Below are 16,986 nucleotides of genomic sequence, written 5' to 3' on the forward strand. Positions count from 1 at the left end.
AAAACTAAAATGAAAGAGAAATCTGTAATCTACCGAGTTTTTTTCGTTTTATTTGGTTTTTTGTGTTTTTTTTACTGGGGGAATTATAACTTTTTAAACGCAACTACCAAGAGTTCTTCCCAAACTCAAAAGACTTCTCAAGAATATGTTTATTATATCGTCCAAAAAGGAGACACCTTAGAAAAGATAGCTAAAAGGTATAATCTTTCTGTTGCTGAGCTAAAGCAGCTTAATAACTTAAAAGAAAATAAAATTAGGGTAGGGCAAAGGCTTGTAGTAGGGGTAAAAAATTTAAAACCTAAAAAAGAAGAGTCTAAACCTAAAACTTCTCAACCTGTTGAGGTATATCATGTAATAAAAAAGGGAGACACCTTAGAGTCTATAGCTAAAAAGTATGGGGTGACCCCTCAGGAGATAATTAGGTTAAACAACCTAAGAAAGGGTCAGTTAAAGGTTGGACAAAAACTACTGATTAAAAAAGAAGGGACAGCTTCTGTAGAAAAAAACAAATCTCTCGAAAAAAAAGAATATGTATATCATACCGTAAGAAAAGGGGAAAGCTTAGATAGCATAGCTCAAAAATATAAGGTTTCTAAAGAGGAGATTAAAAGGCTTAATCAGCTTAGGTCAGAGATTTTAACCCCTAATCAAAGGCTTATCATTAGACCCAAAGAAAAAACCGACGTTTCTTCTCAGACTACGGATTTAAAGATTACAGAAGAAAAGGAAGAAAGTTTTCAGGTTTTAGAGAAAAAGTTTGAAGGGTTAAAAAATAGCCCTCAGGTTAGTAGGAAACAATGGTTAAGCTTAGCCGGCGAATACCGCAGGCTTTACCTACTTTATCCTAATCAGTCTTTTGCCCCTAAGGCAGTGTTAAGAACCGCTCAGGCTTATTATCAGGCCTACCAGAGATATTTTTACAAATCTGACCTGAATGAGGTTATTAAAAACTGTCAAAGGCTTTTAACCTATTATCCTAATGCCCCTGAAACAGAGGAGGCTTACTATTTTTTGGCTAAGATTTATAGAGAAGACTTGCCGGATAAAAACCTTTCTGAGAAGTATAGAAAGGAGCTTCAAAGAAAGTTTCCTAAAAGCCCTTATCTTGCTAAATTAAAACCTTTACAAGAGGGACCTACCTCTTCAATTAAAAAAGAGGTATCAAAAGCAAATAAAAAAGAAAAAAAAGTCCCTGTTTTTGAGCCAAGCAAGGTAATTTCCGAGCCTAAGGTGGTTTTAACCCCTCAGACTTCTAACAATTCTTCTGAAATCAAGGTTAGTCCTTCTGTTAGTTCTCCTGCATTAATCGCAGATGCAAAAAGGGTGTTAGAGGTTTCTCCTGTGACCGGAGAGGATTATACCAGGATTATCATAACCCTTTCTGGAAACTTTGAATATCAGACTAACATCCTTAGAGGACCAACCCCTCGAATCTATGTAGATATCTATCCGGCGCATCTTGATCCAAAGGTTCCTAAGGAAATAGAACTCAAAGATGTCCATCTTCAAAAGATAAGGGTAGGTCAGTTTGATAAGAACGTGGTAAGGATTGTCCTTGACCTAAACAGCCTTACTTCTTACAAGATTTTTAAGATAAAAGACCCTCCACAATTAGTCCTTGACCTTACCGGTCAAGAGAAAGGCACCTCCCCAGCTATAGCAAAAAAATCCGAAGGTGGTAAAAAAGCCTCTAAAAAGAAACCATCTAAGGACGAAGAATATATAAATCTTGCCAGACAGTTTGGTTTAGGGATAAAAAGGATAGTGATAGACCCAGGGCATGGAGGAGATGACCCTGGAGCTGTAGGCCCTACAGGGCTTAAAGAGAAAGAGGTTAATCTTGCGGTAGCTAAACTATTATCCCAAAAGCTTAAAGAACGGTTAACGGATGTAGAGATTATTTTTACCAGAAATACCGATGTTTTCATTCCATTAATTCAAAGACCGGCGATAGCTAATTCTAAAAAGGGAGACCTTTTTATTTCTATTCATACCAACGCTTCTCCTGACCCTAACGCCCGAGGAATAGAGGTTTACTATCTTAACTTTACCACAGACCCAGAGTCTATGAGGGTTGCAGCCCTTGAAAACTCAGCCTCAGATAAAACCTTAAGCGACCTACAAGACCTGATTAAGGCGGTTCTTTCTAATACCAAGCTTTCAGAGTCTAAGCTTTTAGCAGAGAAGATTAATACCTATCTTTATCAAAATTTAACAAGGTTTTATCCTGACACCGTCTCTCGTGGGGTTAAGTATGCGCCGTTTTTGGTTTTGGTCGGAACAAGAATGCCTGCGGTTTTGGTAGAGGTTTCTTTTATAACCAACCCCATAGAAGAGGCACGTCTTAAGAATCCACACTATTTAGAAATGATCGCAGAAGGTATCGCTAAGGGTATAGAGGCTTATGCCCAAACATTAAAACTTTCTCAAAATCCCCATGGTAAACCACTTTAAACCTTTGTTTGGTGTAGATTTATTTTTTTTTCAGGACTTTTATAAAAGATATCAAGGACAAAAGATTGCCCTTCTTTGCAATCAGGCTTCTCTTGATTATACTCTTACCCCTACCTTTATAAGGTTTAAACAAACCTTTGGGAAAGACTTTAAGCTTATTTTTTCTCCTCAGCATGGGCTTTATTCAGAAAAACAAGCTAACATGATAGGGTCTCATGACGAGATAGAACTCTTTACTCAAACCCCTGTAGTAAGCCTTTATGGTCCAAGATTAGAGCCTGAGCCTAACCATTTAGAAGAAATAGACGTAGTTTTTATCGACCTTCAAGAAGTGGGTTGTAGGGTCTATACCTATATCTGGACGGTTTTTTTGGTGCTTAAAAGGTGTTATGAATTAGGTAAAAGGGTAGTGGTTCTTGATAGACCAAACCCTATAGGAGGGAAAATAGAGGGGCCTTATTTAGAGGAAGATTTTAAGTCTTTTGTAGGGATGGACCCTTTGCCTTTAAGACACGGATTAACCATAGGAGAGCTTTCTTTGTTATTTAAAAAAAGACACTTCCCTGATTTAGAATTAGAGGTAATCCCTGTAAAGGGATATAGACGAAGTTTTTTCTGGAAAGACTTAACCAGACCTTGGGTTTTACCTTCACCTAACCTTCCTTCTTGGTGGTGTGCTTTGGTGTATCCGGGACAAGTTTTACTTGAAGGTACTAATCTTTCTGAAGGTAGAGGCACAACCTTGCCTTTTTTGGTGTTTGGGGCTCCTTATCTAAAAATAGAAAAGGTTCTTAAGCAGTGGGAAAAGCTAAACTTCCCCGAGAAAAAAGCGGTAGTGTTAAGACCTTTTGTATTTGAGCCTACCTTTGATAAATGGAAAGGTGGAAGGTGCTTTGGCTTTCAGTTATACGTAACAGACCTAAACCACTTTCAACCAGTAAAAACTACCCTTATGCTTTTAAGACTAATAAAAGAAAACTTCCCAGAGTTTCAGTTTTTAAACATTCCCTATGAGTTTGAGAGAGAAAAACGCCCGATAGATATTTTAATAGGAAATCAAGAGATTATAGACTGGTTAGAAGGAAAAAAAGAAATTGACCTGGATTTTTACCTGTATTATAATTTAAAACACTATCAAGAAGAGATACAGCAAATTTTGTTATATGAATAAAAAAACAAATAATAAGGTTAGTAAGTTTAAGTCTAACAAAGAACGGATAAGTTATTTACTTAAGCTTTTTGAAAAGAAGGATAAGGTCCTTATTCTTATATGGGCAGACCCTGATTCTCTTTCTTCGGCTTTTGCTTTTAAAAGGATACTGCAAAACAGGGTAGAAAGAGTAACCATAGCAAATGTAAACGAGATAACCAGGTTAAACAATAAAGTAATGGTAGAGGTTTTAAAGATACCTTTAGTAAAATATTCTCCTAAATTGTTGGAAGAACATAACAAATTTGTGCTGGTTGATTCTCAACCATCTCATCGAGAAGAGTTTAAAAACGTTCAATGGGATGTAATCATCGACCATCATCCTCTTTTTACTGAATGCACCGCTAAATATTATGATATAAGGCCTGATTATGGGGCGACTGCTACCATTCTTTATGAATACCTTAAAACTTTAAAAATCAAACCCTCGGTTTATTTAGCAACTGCTTTAGTTTATGGAATAAAAACCGATACCGATAATTTTGAAAAAAGCGCCAACCTTCATGATGTGATAGCTTTTCAGAAGCTTTATAAATTCATGAACAAACATCTTCTTTCCAAGATAGAATCTGCAAGTCTCAGAAGGTCAGAGCTCAGGTATGTTAAGATCGCTTTAGACCAACTAAAATTTAGAAAAAACAGGATGTTTACTTATGTAGGAAAAGTAAGTAATACGGATGTTTTGGTGCTTATAGCCGATTTTTTAAACAAGGTGTATGAAACCTCTTGGGTATTTGTAGCTGGAGAATACAAAAAAGTTTTAACCATCATCATCCGTTGTGATGGTTATAAAAAAAATGCAGGTAAGATGGCTAACCGTCTTTTTAAGGATATAGGTTTTGCCGGAGGACATCGAGAAAAGGCTCGGGCTGAAATCCCCTTTTCTAACCTGTCTACTTCTCCTGAACTTTTTAACACCGATAAACTTATCAAGCTTTTTGATAAATATTTTAAGTTAGTGGATAAAAAAGAGAAGGTGAAAGATTAGTTATGTCAAGATTTGTAGACCAAGCTAAAATTTATGTAAAAGCAGGTAACGGAGGAGATGGGTGTATCAGTTTTAGACGGGAAAAGTATGTACCTAAAGGCGGTCCTGATGGAGGAGACGGAGGAGACGGAGGAGATGTTATTTTGGTAGCAGACCCCCAAGTACATACCCTTTATGATTTTTATCATCAAGTGCATTTTAGGGCTGAGAACGGAAAACCTGGAATGGGAAAAAAGATGAAAGGAAGAGACGGAGAAGACCTTATCTTGCGGGTGCCTGTAGGGACTATCGTAAAAGACGCTGAAACCGGAGAAATCTTAGGAGATTTGGTAACCCCTGGACAAACCTTGGTGGTGGCAAAAGGTGGTAAAGGAGGTAGAGGAAACGCAAGGTTTGCTACCCCAGTAAGACAGGCTCCAAGGATAGCTGAAAAGGGAACTCCAGGTGAAGAAAGATGGATTGTATTAGAGTTAAAGTTAATAGCTGATGTAGGCTTGGTTGGGCTTCCAAACGCCGGAAAATCTACCCTTCTTAGCAGGATTTCAGCGGCTAAACCTAAGATAGCAAATTATCCTTTTACTACCCTTGAACCTAATTTAGGGGTAGTAAGTCTTTTAGAGGGAGGGTCTTTTGTCGTAGCAGACATCCCTGGGTTGATAGAAGGGGCTCATAAAGGAATTGGGCTGGGACATGACTTTTTGAGACATATCGAACGTACAAGGATTTTGCTTTATGTATTAGATATTACTAAAAAAGAAGAGGTTTTAAAGGATTATCAGGTGCTCCAAGAAGAACTCAGGTTGTTTAATCCGCGTTTATTAGAAAAGGAGTATTTTATCGCTTTGAATAAAATAGATACCGTAGCCGATGAAAAAGAGATAGAAAATATTATTCGTCTTTTTCCAGAAAAAGATCAACCTAAAATTTTTCCTATTTCTGCGGTTTCAGGTCAAGGGGTGGTTGCTTTAGTTTATACTCTTTGGCAAACACTTCAAAAAATTTTATCTCAAGAAAAAAGGATATAGTAAATGGACAGACAAACGAGGCTTAAAAAGGTCTTAAAAAAAGTTAAAAGAATAGTAGTTAAGGTTGGAAGCGCGGTAATTACCAATCAAGATGAAGGACTAAACTATGAGGTTTTACAAAACTTAGTATATCAACTTCAATATTTAGTTAATACAGGATATAAGGTGGTTTTGGTGTCTTCTGGAGCTATTGCTTGTGGAAGGGCTAAACTTAAGTTTTATAAGAAACCCCTTGCTCTTTGCGAAAAACAAGCTTTAGCCTCTATCGGTCAGGCGGCCTTGATACAAGCTTATGAAAACCTTTTTAATCAATACCAAATTTTTGTGTCCCAAATCCTTCTTACTGCAGAAGACTTATCCTTAAGAGACCGCTATCTTAATGCTAAAAAAACCTTTGAAACTTTACTTAAGTGGGGAGTACTTCCTATCGTTAATGAAAACGACACCGTTACTACAGAAGGTATTAGGTTTAGCGACAACGATATCCTTTCTGCCTTGGTTGCAGGAACGATCGAAGCAGACCTTTTAATCATCCTTTCAGACATAGACGGGCTTTACCGAGAAGACCCAAGGGAAAATCCTAAGGCTGAAAGGGTAGCCGAGGTTTTTAAAATAGACGAGACAGTTTTTAAGATGGCAGGGAGAAAACCAGGAAGCCTTGGAAGAGGCGGGATGTATTCTAAGCTATTAGCTGCTAAGATGGTAAACTCTATGGGTATTCCTATGGTTATCCTTTCTGGTAAAGAGCCCTTTATTTTAGAAAAGTTTTGGCAAGGCCAAGAGATAGGCACCATATTTTGGCCTGAAGAAAGAAAACTTAGTATGAGAAAACTTTGGATAAAATACTACATCAAGCCAGAAGGCAGGATTTATATAGACCAAGGGGCTGAGCAGGCCTTATTAGAAAAAGGAAAAAGTCTGCTTTTACCAGGTATTAAAAAAATAGAAGGAGAATTCCCTAAAGGTGCTTGTGTGGAATGTATAAACCACGAAGGTAAACCCATAGCTAAGGGCCTTGTAGCTTTCTCCTCTTATGATTTACAAAACTTTCTTGCTTCTGAAGAAAAGCCTAATAAAGAGGTTATCCACCGAGATAACTTAATCGTCCTTGAAGAGGTTTAAGCCTCTTTTACTTGATATTCTGCTATTCTTTTTATGACAACATGAGCTGAGTTAAAGGCTTTGAGGATGTTTCCAGCTTTTATCGCAAGGTCTCCAGCAAGAAAAACCTTAGGAAGGTTGGTTTCAAAATATTCATTTAAAATAGGGTTCCCTTTTTCGTCTAACTCTATACCAACTTTTTTTAAGAAACTTTTTGGGGTTGTTCCCCCCAAACAATATATTATTAATTCATAAACTTCGGTTTTTCCGTCCTTAAAGAAAACCTTTATCTTTTCTCCTTCAGGGGAGATACCGGCTATGTCAGTACCTAATAAAAGCTTTATTCTACCCTCTTTTTCTTTTTGATAGAGAAGGGTTAGGTTGATTTCGTTTATCCTAAAAAAAGAAGGTCTACGATAGGAGAGGTGTACTTCATTTTTATCGCAAAGTTGAAGGCACACCTCAGCCGCGGTGTTGCCTCCTCCGACTACTAAGATTTTCTTATTTTCTAAGGGTATGTCTGGCGGCTCAAAGAAAACTTTATTTCTTAACTCAGAAGGTATAGGATATTCGGGCCTGTTGGGATAACAAAAGATCCCTATAGCAATGATTACAAATTGAGCTAAAAATTTAGGTTCATCTTTAACCCAAATTTCATAATAGCCGTTTTTTTTAACGATGTTTGTAACTTCAGAGTTAGTCCTTATGTCAAGATTCCAGGTTTTTATCCAAGAATTGATTCTATTTAAAAATTCTTCTTTGGTTTCAGTTTCAAAAGAACAAATACCGATGGGTTTTACGTTTTTTTCTCGATAATCGGCATCGACCCTTTTCCCTGGTTTATAAAACTTTGAAATGGTGTAACACACATCTTTATGTTTTTCAAGAACTACCACAGGTTCAATACCTTGGGCTTTAGCCTCTACTGCACAGGCAATTCCTGCAGGACCACCTCCGATGATAGCTATCTTTACCTTCTCTAAAGGTTTTTCCATCTTACCCTTTTTTATTTAAAATTTTTGTTCCCAGTCCCAGGCATGTTTTATGATGGTTTCTAAACTTTGAAACTCTGGCTCCCAAGAAAGGATGGTTTTGATTTTTTTATTATCTGCAATCAAAACCGGAGGGTCTCCAGGTCTTCTCTCAGTTTCTACTACTTTAAAATCTATGTTGGTTACCTTTTTAACCGTTTTTACCACCTCTTTTACTGAAAAACCTATCCCATATCCGCAGTTTAAAACCAAACTTTTGCCGTTTGACATTAAATATTCCAAAGCAAGTAAATGTGCTTTGGCTAAATCCATCACATGAATATAATCTCTGATACAAGTTCCGTCTGAGGTGGGATAATCAGTCCCATAGATTTCAAGATAGGGATATTCTCTTTTAGCCGTTTTAAGAGCTCTGATGATAAGATGGGTAGGCTGGTTGTAGGCTGGACCTAATTCACCTTCTGGGTCAGCTCCTGCAACGTTAAAATATCTTAAGGCTATATAATCTAACGACCCTGCCTCAGATAGGTCTTTTAAAATTTCTTCTATCATCGCTTTGGTTCTTCCATAGGGATTGATAGGATTTAAAGGGGCTTCTTCTGGTACAGGAACGGTGTCTGGTATTCCATATACGGCCGCCGAAGAAGAAAATACAAACTTTCTAATCCCTACTTTTTCCATCGCTGAAAGAAGCTTTAAAGTGTTTTCTACATTGTTGCGATAATATTTTAAAGGATAGGCTACACTTTCAGGGACGACGATAGAGGCTGCAAAATGCATAACCGCTTCAGGCTTTTCTTCTTTTAAAACCTTGATAATCTCTTTTTCTTCAGAAAGGTCGATAGGGTAGATTTTTCCATAAGGAATTTTTTTGCCTGTGGCACTTAGGTTATCTATAATAACTACTTGATATCCCTTTTTAGTTAAGAGTTTGGCTACATGAGAACCTATGTATCCACAACCACCGGTGATCAAAATTTTAGGTTTAGTCATTTTTTTAATCCTGTTTTACTTTTGTTTCAAATATGATACAATAATTTCCATATGTCGTCAAGCAAAGTATGGGTTAATAAACCGGTAGATTCAGATCTGTTACGCTATTTTGTAAATCAAGGTTTTTTTACTCCATTTCTTGCTCAGATTTTAATAAATAAAGGTTTTACCAATTTAGAAGAAGCTTACTGTTTTCTTTTCCCTCAGCTCACCGATTTTGTCGACCCTTTTTTAATCCCTGATATGGAGGTTGCGGTAAAAAGGATTTATCAAGCGATAAAGTCTAACGAGACCATAGGGATTTACGGAGACTCAGACGCAGACGGTATTTTAGGGAGTTTTATATTATACGATTTTTTGGTGGGTCTTGGATGTAAGGTTGAATGGCTTATCCCCAGCAAAGAAAAAGAAGGGTATGGTTTTCACGCCAAGTTTTTACCTTACTTTAAACAAAAAGGGGTAGGTCTTTTAATAACCGTAGATGTAGGAATTTCTGCAGGAGAGACGGTAAATCAGGCTAAAGCCTTAGGGATAGAGGTAATCATTACCGATCATCATGAGGTAATAAATAAACCTAATACCATAGTAGTTTCCGGAAAGCTTACCCCTAAAACTTCTCCCTTTTACCATCTTTGTGGTGCTGGAGTAGCTTTTGCTTTAATAAGGGCTTTAAGAAAGTATCTTTATGAACAAGGTTTTTTTTCTTCTGTAGAGATACCACAGATAAGAAAATATCTTGAAATAGTTGGGTTGGCTACCCTTGCTGACATGGTTCCATTAATAGGAGAAAATCGCACGGTAACCTTTTATGGGTTTAGAGACCTTTCTTCTCCTTCGTTTTTAGCCACCAAACTCCTTTTGGAAAATTCAAGGACAAACGGAGTAGTTTCTGAGGAAGACTTGTTTTATCGAGTTATACCTAAGATAAACGCTGCAGGTAGGATGGGGTCTCCGGAATTAATTTTTATGTTTTTAAAAGAAAAAGACGAAACTAAAGCAAGAGCCCTTCTTTCTAACATAGAAGAGATTAATCAAAAAAGACAAGAGTTAGAAGTAGAGGTGCTTTCCTCTCTTGAAGAACTGGCTAAAAAAGAAGTAGAAAAATACCCTTTTATTTTCTTAGCGGTTGAAAACCTTCCTAAAGGACTTTTAGGACTTATTGCTAATAGACTTAAGAATCAATATCAAGTGCCTACTATCCTTATTTCTATAGAAAATGGTATAGGTTTTGCCTCAGGCAGGTCTCCTGAAGGGCTTAACCTGTTTGAAGCTATTTCTCGGTGTGAAGACTTGCTTATTCAATATGGAGGTCATAAATACGCCTTAGGTTTTCAGGTAAACCTTGAAAAGCTTGATGCCCTTAAAGAGCGTTTGTCTAAAGAAATAAAAAAAATAGCCTCTATCTCTAAACCTGAAGAAGAGGTAATTTATATAGAGGCAGAGGCAGACCTTACAGAACTTTTGCATCCAGAAAACTTAAAAGCACTTACCTATCTTCATCCCTACGGAGAAGCTCATCATCCTCCCACCATTCTTATCAAAAACTTTGAGATTAAAGAAAAATTTTTGTTAAAAGAAAAGCATTCTAAGTTTGTACTAAAAAAAGGGATAAACGAGATAAGCGCTATCTGGTTTAACCGCATAGTAGAAGACGAAAGAATAAGGTTGGTGTTAGGTCAACCCTTTGTTAATAGCTACAGAAATAACTTAGAAATAAAGGTAGTTGATGTAAGATGAGTACTATTAGAGAAGAAAAGGAGCGTTTGGAAGAACTTTATTTGTCTCCTTTTGCTTGTAAGTCTAAGTTTTCTCGTGGGAGAAATTATCTTGAAGAAGAATGTGAGATTAGGACTGTGTTTGAGAGGGATAGGGACCGTATTATTCATTCTAAAGCTTTTAGAAGATTAAAACATAAAACCCAAGTTTTTTTAGCCCCAAAAGGAGACCACTACCGTACTCGACTTACCCATACCTTAGAAGTAGCTCAAATCGCAAGGACGATCGCTAAGGCTTTAAACCTTAACGAAGCCCTTACAGAGGCTATAGCCTTAGGACATGACCTTGGGCATACCCCTTTTGGACATGCAGGAGAAGAGGTTTTAAACGAGCTTTTACCTGGAGAATTTAGACATAACGAACAAAGCCTTAGAGTGGTTGATAAACTGGAAAAAGACGGGAAGGGACTAAATCTTACTTTTGAGGTAAGAGAGGGAATTTTAAAGCACTCAAAAGGACTAGGACCTATTTTAAGTCCACAAGGAGATAGGCCTTCTACCCTTGAGGCTGAGATAGTAAGGATTTCGGATGTGATTGCTTATGTAAACCATGATGTAGACGATGCCTTAAGGGCTGGGCTGATAACTCTTAAAGAACTTCCTCAAAATTCCAGAAAAATCTTAGGGGAAACCCATGCTCAAAGGATCTCAACCTTGGTTAAAAATATTGTTTACTCTACAAGAGAGGCTAACTATTCTGCCATTCTGATAGAAGATTCGGTGCTTAGGGCTTTAACCGAGCTCAGAGAGTTTCTTTTTGAAAAAATCTATTTTTCCCAGCCGGTAAGAAAGGAGTTTGAAAAGGCTAAAAAAGTGCTTTTACAACTTTTTGAGTTTTACACCCAAAACTTTGAAAACATACCTTTTTTAATAAAGGCTAAAAGCCTTTTTCCTGAAGAACCCAAAGAGAGGTTGATTGCTGATTATATATCTGGGATGACTGATAGATATGCTATCTATCAGTATTTTGAACACTTTGTGCCTAAACCCTGGCAAGGGATAGAGACAGTTTGGGGAGGCATAGGATATGAGTTATAAAACGATCGGTTGGTTTACTACCGGAAGGGATAAGGCAGCCCTTGACCTTTTAAGGATTGTCTATACAGAAATAAAAAGAGAAAACATTCCTGCCAAACTTGCTTATGTGTTTGTAAGTAAGGCTCCAGATGAGGGAGAGTGGGCAGAAAGATTGATAAAAGAAGCTACAGAAGAGATGCAACTTAGGGTTATTTGGTTTTCTGCAGAAAGGTTTAAGCCTGAGCTTAGAAAAACTCAAAGAGACTTTTGGAGAAAGGAATATCACGAAGAAGTGCTGAAAAGGCTTGATTTAGAGATAGATTTTGGCGTACTTGCAGGTTATATGTGGATAACTTCTGAAGAGTTTTGTAAACGTTTAAAACTGATAAACCTACATCCCTCTTTACCAGGAGGTCCTAAAGGTTCCTGGCAAGAGGTTATTTGGCAGCTTATCAGCGCAAGGGCCATGGAAACAGGGGCTATGATCCATCGGGTAACCCCAGAACTTGACGAAGGACCAGCTCTTACCTACTTCAGGTTAAACCTTCGTACGCCTGAGTTTATTCCTTTATGGAAAGAAACCGAACTTAAATTGCTTAAACATCATCTTTCAGGGTTGAAAAAACTTGAAGGAGAAAAAAATCCACTTTTTGTAAAAATTAGAGAGGAAGAAGTCAAAAGAGAGTTGCCTTTACTGGTGTTTACTTTAAAATATCTGTGTGAGGAAAAGTTAGGTGTTGAAACAGAAACCCCGTTAGACCTAACACAAGAGGTAGAAAAAAACCTGACGGCTTTTACTATAGAATAAAAAGGAGGAAAAAACATGAAAAGGTTTCTATATCTGGTTTTTTTCGGGGTTAGTGTTTTATTAGGGGGATGTGTAGCTTCTCAAGATGAAATTCAAACTTTAAAAGTAAAGGTCCTTAATTTGGAAACCACCATTCAAACCCAAACACAAAACCAAAAGGCTGTAGAAAAAGAACTTAGTCAGTTAAGAGAAAGGGTAGAGAGTTTAGAAAAGAAATTAGGAGAGGATCTTCTGTTAGAGATAAAAACTAAGGCTTTATCAGAATTAGAGGATCTTAAATCCTCTCAGGCGAAACTTGTCTCTCAGGTAGAAGACCTTTCATCCTCAAAGGAAGATTTATATAAGACCTTTAACAAGCAGTCTGAAGAACTTAAAACCAGAATAGAGGCTCTTGAGCTTAAAGTAAAAGCGTTAGAAGAAAAAGTCGCTTCCAAACCACAAGAATCTTCTCAACCCTCATCTAACGGGTCCGTTTCTAATCAAACAGCCAAGGTAGTTTCTAACGCAACCGTAGAAACTAAACCCTCAGAGGTTAAGGCCTCAACCGATGAAACCTTACAGCAAGGGTCCTTAGATAGAAAGGAGCCTTCTGAGATAGACCTTTACAATCGAGCCTTTGACCTTTATCAACAGAAAAAGTTCGATGAAGCTATAACAGCTTTTAAAGAGTATATCCAAAAATATCCTAAAGGTAAGTTTTTAGCCCAAAGTTATTACTGGCTTGGTGAAATTTATTATAACAAAAAAGCCTATGAAGATGCCATTCTTTCTTTTCAAAAGGTGATAGAAACTCCAGGACCAGCCACTTTAAAGTCCTCAGCTATGTATAAACAAGCTTTAAGCTTTAAAGCTTTGGGAGACAAGGATGCTTATACTATTTTACTAAAACGTATCGTTAAATTATACCCAACAAGCAAAGAGGCTAAAGAAGCTAAAAAACTTTTAGGTATAAAGTAGTTTTTAACCTTTTTTAAGTCTATAGGGGTTAATGGTTAAAACTGGAATAGGAGAGTTTTTCACCACTCCATTAGCTACGCTTCCGAAAAGGATTTTATCAAGCCCTTTTCTTCCGTGGGTTCCCATGATGATAAGGTCTGCCTGTAGTTTTTGTCCTGTTTCGATGATTTTTTCTACCACATCTCCTTTAACTATGATGGATTGAGCCTCAGGATAGTCGGCAAAGTGTTTTTTTATAAACTCTTCCATAGACTTTTGAGCACTTTCTAAAAGAACGTTTTCAAGGTCTGTCAGAGTTTTTATCGAGCCATAAAGCCCTTCATAGGCAGCAAAATCTTCTAATACAAACACTACATGAACCTTGGCGTTAAGTTTTTTGGCGAAATCTTTAGCCCATTCAGCCACAAACTCAGAAACCTCAGAAAAATCTACAGGTACTAATATGTTTTTAATTTCGACCATGGCCACCTCCTGATTATATTTGTTTTATTGTTTTATAATTTTAAAATAAGTTTAACAAATTTTTTATCAAGGGGATGACAAGTTTTTTTTAAATGAGATGTTTTGTTTGGATAAACTAAAAATAAAAGGAGGGGCTCCCCCCTCCTTTTATTCAGTTTTAAGCCTTAAGCATCATTTTTAAGTCTTCTTCAGGTTCTGAAATGAGTCTTATATTGTAGTTTTCTACTAAGAAGTTTAAGACGTTTTCAGATAGAAAGGCTGGAAGGCTTGGTCCAAGAAAGATGTTTTTAATTCCGAGATATAAGAGGGTAAGAAGGATGGCTACAGCTTTTTGTTCGTACCAGGAGACAACCAAGGAAAGGGGAAGGTCGTTTACACCTACCCCAAAGGCTTGACTCAAGGCTAAGGCTATCTGAATGGCAGAATAGGCGTCGTTACACTGTCCTACATCAAGCAGCCTGGGTATACCTTCTATATCCCCCAAATCTTTATCATAAAATCGGTATTTTCCACAGGCAAGGGTAAGAATAAAGGCATCCCTGGGGACCAATTCTACAAATTTAGTATAGTAATTACGCCCTGGTTTGGCTCCGTCGCAACCACCTACTAAAAAGAAATGTTTTACCTTACCCGATTTAACGAGGTCTATCAACTTTTCTGCTGCAGAAAGGATGGCGTTTCTGGCAAACCCTACCCAGATTTCTTTATCAGGTCTATCTTCTGTAAAACCTGGCATGGCAAGGGCTTTTTCTATGACTGGAGAAAAATTTTTCCCTTTTATATGAGTTATCCCTGGAAATCCAACCGGTCCTAAGGTAAAAACTTTATCTTTATATTCCTCCTTAGGGGGCATAAGGCAGTTAGTAGTCATCACAATAGGCCCGGGGAAGGTTGCAAATTCTTTTTGCTGGTTTTGCCAGGCTGTTCCATAATTTCCATAAAGATGGGGAAACTTTTTTAGCTCAGGATATCCGTGGGCTGGAAGCATCTCTCCGTGGGTATAAACGTAAATTCCTTTTCCTTCGGTCTGTTTAAGCAGTTCATAAAGGTCTTCTAAGTCATGCCCAGAGACTAAGATAGCTTTACCAGCTTTAGTACCGAGAGGAACCTTTGTAGGCACTGGGTGACCAAAGGTTTGGGTGTTTGCTTGGTCAAGAAGCTCCATTACCTTTAGGTTTATCTCTCCGGTAGCTAAAGCCTTTTTTACCCAACTTTCTATGTCTCCTTTTTCTTGATAGATGTTTACCAAAAGCTGTTTGAATTTATGGTATACTTCTTGGTCCCATACCCCTAATTTATGGGCATGATAGGCATAGGCGGCTATTCCTTTTAAACCATAAAGTACACAGAGCTTTAGAGAAAAGATATCTTCTCCCCAGACCTCTTTAAACCTTGGGTCTATTTCGTATTTTTTAGCAAGATCAATAAGTTCATCAAGGTCTAAGTTAGGAATTTTATCTAACGAAGATTTTACTTGATAGGCATTTTCAATCTTTTCTCTAAGGGATGAGGCTTCTTCTATGTAAGCCTTAATACTTTCAGGGTCAAAATTAACGTTAGTAAGGGTTGCAAACATCCCTTCCATGATAAAAAAGTCTACCTCTGGTGCGTTATATCCTTTAGGATGGGCTAATAGATAAGCCTCTGAAAGACCTGCCAGGTTATAGATTAAAAGGTCTTGTAAAAGGTCAGTTTCAGGGGTTTTACCACATACCCCTTTTACCGTGCAAGCCTTTCCTGCTGCGGTTTGTTCACACTGATTACAAAACATCTTTCTACCTCCTGTTGTGTATTTTTAAATTAAAATAACCCAGATAAAGTTTTTTTTCCTTGATATAAGTCAAAACTTGAAAGCTTATAAGAAGGTCTTCAAAAAACTAAAAAGATAAGAAAGAGTCTTTGATGATACTGAAGTAGCAAATATAACCCCTTTATTATGCATTGTTGACTTTGAAATTAAACATCCTTATAATTAAAATATATCAAAAATTTTATAGAGGGCAATAACAGATGGTTTTTACGATGAACGTTTTATTGGTGATGATTTTATCGGTTTTTATGGTTAGTATTTTTTTAGTAGGTTATGATTTTTTGAAAAGATTTTTAACTCAGATAAAACATCAAAGGTTAGACCAAGCTCGTGCATATTTTACTAAAGTTTTTTCAGAAGCGTTTCAGTCTTCTTCTTTAAACCTTGAGGAATTTAAAAACAAACTTAATTTTTTTTCACCTTTAAAAAAACAGGCACTCTTAGAGGTAATGTTAGAGTTTTTTCCTAAGATGCCTGATAAAATAGGAGTGCTTGCCCAAAATTTTGGTTTTATAAAGGAGTACGAAGATAAACTTAACTCTTCTAAGCCTTATATAAGAGGAGAGGCCTTTAGGATACTTGAGAGTTTTCTTTCAAAAGAAAGTTTAGCAAAGATGCTTGAAGCTTTAAAAAAAGAGAAACATCCAGAAGTAGCTTTTGTAGGCTTTTTAAGCTGTTGTAAACTTCTTAATACTATACATTTTAAAACCTTTTTACAACTTCTTTATGAAAAGCAAAGGGAAGGGGTTTTGAATTTAAGGTGTGTTAGCTTAATCATAACCGAGTTTGTAGAGAGATTTAAAGAAAAGGCAAGTTTTGCTGTTTACGATTTTTTAAAAGAAGGCAGCTATTCCGTATCTTTTAGGATAGGGCTTTTAGACGGGATTTATTATGCTAAACATTTAGATGAAACCTTGCTTAAGATAGTTAAGGATCAACTTACCTTTGAAGATCCAGAAATTTTGGCCAAGGCTTTAAAAGTATTAAGCAAGATTGAGAAAATAGCTTTAGAGGACGTTCTTCCTTTCCTTAAACATCCTGCTTGGTTTGTAAGGTTGTCTGCTTTAAAGGTTTTGGGAAAAAACATAAGACCAGAAATAGTAGAATATATCGTCCCTCTTTTAGAGGATGAAAACGCTTTAGTAAGAAAAGAGGCTGCTAAGGTTTTGTTTAAACTACCTGAAGAAGCAGTAATTATTAATCTACCTAATTTTCTTCAGATTAAAGATCCTTATGGTAGAGATGCGGTGGTTGGGGAGATGGTGATAAGCGGTTTTTGGGAGAGATTAAAGGAAGGTAGGTTTAAAGAAACGTTAAAGGATTATGTGGAAAAAATAAAGAGCCTTTTGCAGTTGCATTATAAATTAGCATAAAAGAGTCAACTATCAGAAAAT

14 protein-coding genes are annotated in these 16,986 nt (G+C 36.9%); 10 read left to right on the plus strand and 4 right to left on the minus strand.

Annotated features, from left to right (window positions below):
- Positions 1–9 precede the first annotated feature (9 nt).
- Genes F1847_RS00260 through proB form a run of 5 tightly spaced genes read left to right on the plus strand, consistent with a single transcriptional unit; the run spans position 10 to position 6,799 of the window.
- On the plus strand, positions 10–2,454 hold the full coding sequence (locus tag F1847_RS00260) for an N-acetylmuramoyl-L-alanine amidase (RefSeq protein WP_150071115.1): 2,445 nt from the start codon (positions 10–12) through the stop codon (positions 2,452–2,454).
- The gene (locus F1847_RS00265; protein ID WP_150071116.1) at positions 2,438–3,625 is read left to right on the plus strand and encodes an exo-beta-N-acetylmuramidase NamZ domain-containing protein; all 1,188 of its coding nucleotides are present in this window, start codon (positions 2,438–2,440) and stop codon (positions 3,623–3,625) included. Before F1847_RS00260 ends, F1847_RS00265 begins: the two co-directional genes overlap by 17 nt.
- The gene (locus F1847_RS00270; RefSeq protein ID WP_150071117.1) at positions 3,618–4,652 is read left to right on the plus strand and encodes a bifunctional oligoribonuclease/PAP phosphatase NrnA; all 1,035 of its coding nucleotides are present in this window, start codon (positions 3,618–3,620) and stop codon (positions 4,650–4,652) included. Before F1847_RS00265 ends, F1847_RS00270 begins: the two co-directional genes overlap by 8 nt.
- 2 nt (positions 4,653–4,654) lie before the next feature.
- Complete coding sequence (gene obgE, locus F1847_RS00275; protein ID WP_150071118.1) at positions 4,655–5,677, plus strand: GTPase ObgE; 1,023 nt, start codon at positions 4,655–4,657, stop codon at positions 5,675–5,677.
- Between the two features lie 3 nt (positions 5,678–5,680).
- A complete protein-coding gene (gene proB / locus F1847_RS00280; RefSeq protein ID WP_150071119.1) occupies positions 5,681–6,799 on the plus strand; it encodes a glutamate 5-kinase in 1,119 nt (372 codons plus the stop codon).
- On the opposite strand, the gene F1847_RS00285 is transcribed toward proB, so the two are convergent.
- Both F1847_RS00285 and galE read right to left on the minus strand, forming a co-directional pair.
- Positions 6,796–7,773: an NAD(P)-binding domain-containing protein gene (locus tag F1847_RS00285; RefSeq protein WP_150071120.1), complete on the minus strand. Its 978-nt coding sequence runs from the start codon at positions 7,771–7,773 to the stop codon at positions 6,796–6,798. The two genes, proB and F1847_RS00285, sit on opposite strands and share 4 nt — an antisense overlap.
- Before the next feature lie 15 nt (positions 7,774–7,788).
- The gene (gene galE / locus F1847_RS00290) at positions 7,789–8,763 is read right to left on the minus strand and encodes a UDP-glucose 4-epimerase GalE (protein WP_150071121.1); all 975 of its coding nucleotides are present in this window, start codon (positions 8,761–8,763) and stop codon (positions 7,789–7,791) included.
- A gap of 51 nt (positions 8,764–8,814) precedes the next feature.
- On the opposite strand from galE, the gene recJ reads away from it, so the two are divergent.
- Genes recJ through ybgF form a run of 4 tightly spaced genes read left to right on the plus strand, consistent with a single transcriptional unit; the run spans position 8,815 to position 13,320 of the window.
- On the plus strand, positions 8,815–10,500 hold the full coding sequence (gene recJ, locus F1847_RS00295) for a single-stranded-DNA-specific exonuclease RecJ (RefSeq protein WP_150071122.1): 1,686 nt from the start codon (positions 8,815–8,817) through the stop codon (positions 10,498–10,500).
- Positions 10,497–11,576 carry a deoxyguanosinetriphosphate triphosphohydrolase gene (locus tag F1847_RS00300; protein ID WP_150071123.1) on the plus strand — a complete coding sequence of 360 codons (1,080 nt, stop codon included), beginning with the start codon at positions 10,497–10,499 and terminating at the stop codon, positions 11,574–11,576. The genes recJ and F1847_RS00300 overlap by 4 nt, the downstream gene beginning before the upstream one ends.
- Entirely contained in the window at positions 11,566–12,363 is a 798-nt protein-coding gene (locus tag F1847_RS00305) for a formyltransferase family protein (RefSeq protein ID WP_150071124.1), read from the plus strand. The genes F1847_RS00300 and F1847_RS00305 overlap by 11 nt, the downstream gene beginning before the upstream one ends.
- A 15-nt stretch (positions 12,364–12,378) precedes the next feature.
- Positions 12,379–13,320 carry a tol-pal system protein YbgF gene (gene ybgF, locus F1847_RS00310; RefSeq protein WP_150071125.1) on the plus strand — a complete coding sequence of 314 codons (942 nt, stop codon included), beginning with the start codon at positions 12,379–12,381 and terminating at the stop codon, positions 13,318–13,320.
- Between the two features lie 3 nt (positions 13,321–13,323).
- On the opposite strand, the gene F1847_RS00315 is transcribed toward ybgF, so the two are convergent.
- Both F1847_RS00315 and hcp read right to left on the minus strand, forming a co-directional pair.
- Positions 13,324–13,782: a universal stress protein gene (locus tag F1847_RS00315; RefSeq protein WP_150071126.1), complete on the minus strand. Its 459-nt coding sequence runs from the start codon at positions 13,780–13,782 to the stop codon at positions 13,324–13,326.
- A gap of 157 nt (positions 13,783–13,939) precedes the next feature.
- On the minus strand, positions 13,940–15,553 hold the full coding sequence (gene hcp, locus F1847_RS00320; protein ID WP_150071127.1) for a hydroxylamine reductase: 1,614 nt from the start codon (positions 15,551–15,553) through the stop codon (positions 13,940–13,942).
- A 239-nt stretch (positions 15,554–15,792) separates the two neighbouring features.
- On the opposite strand from hcp, the gene F1847_RS00325 reads away from it, so the two are divergent.
- Positions 15,793–16,965, plus strand: coding sequence for a HEAT repeat domain-containing protein (locus tag F1847_RS00325; protein WP_150071128.1), 1,173 nt, complete (start codon positions 15,793–15,795; stop codon positions 16,963–16,965).
- The last annotated feature ends 21 nt before the right edge of the window (positions 16,966–16,986 follow it).

The organism is Thermodesulfobacterium sp. TA1, from assembly GCF_008630935.1.
GTDB lineage: Bacteria > Desulfobacterota > Thermodesulfobacteria > Thermodesulfobacteriales > Thermodesulfobacteriaceae > Thermodesulfobacterium.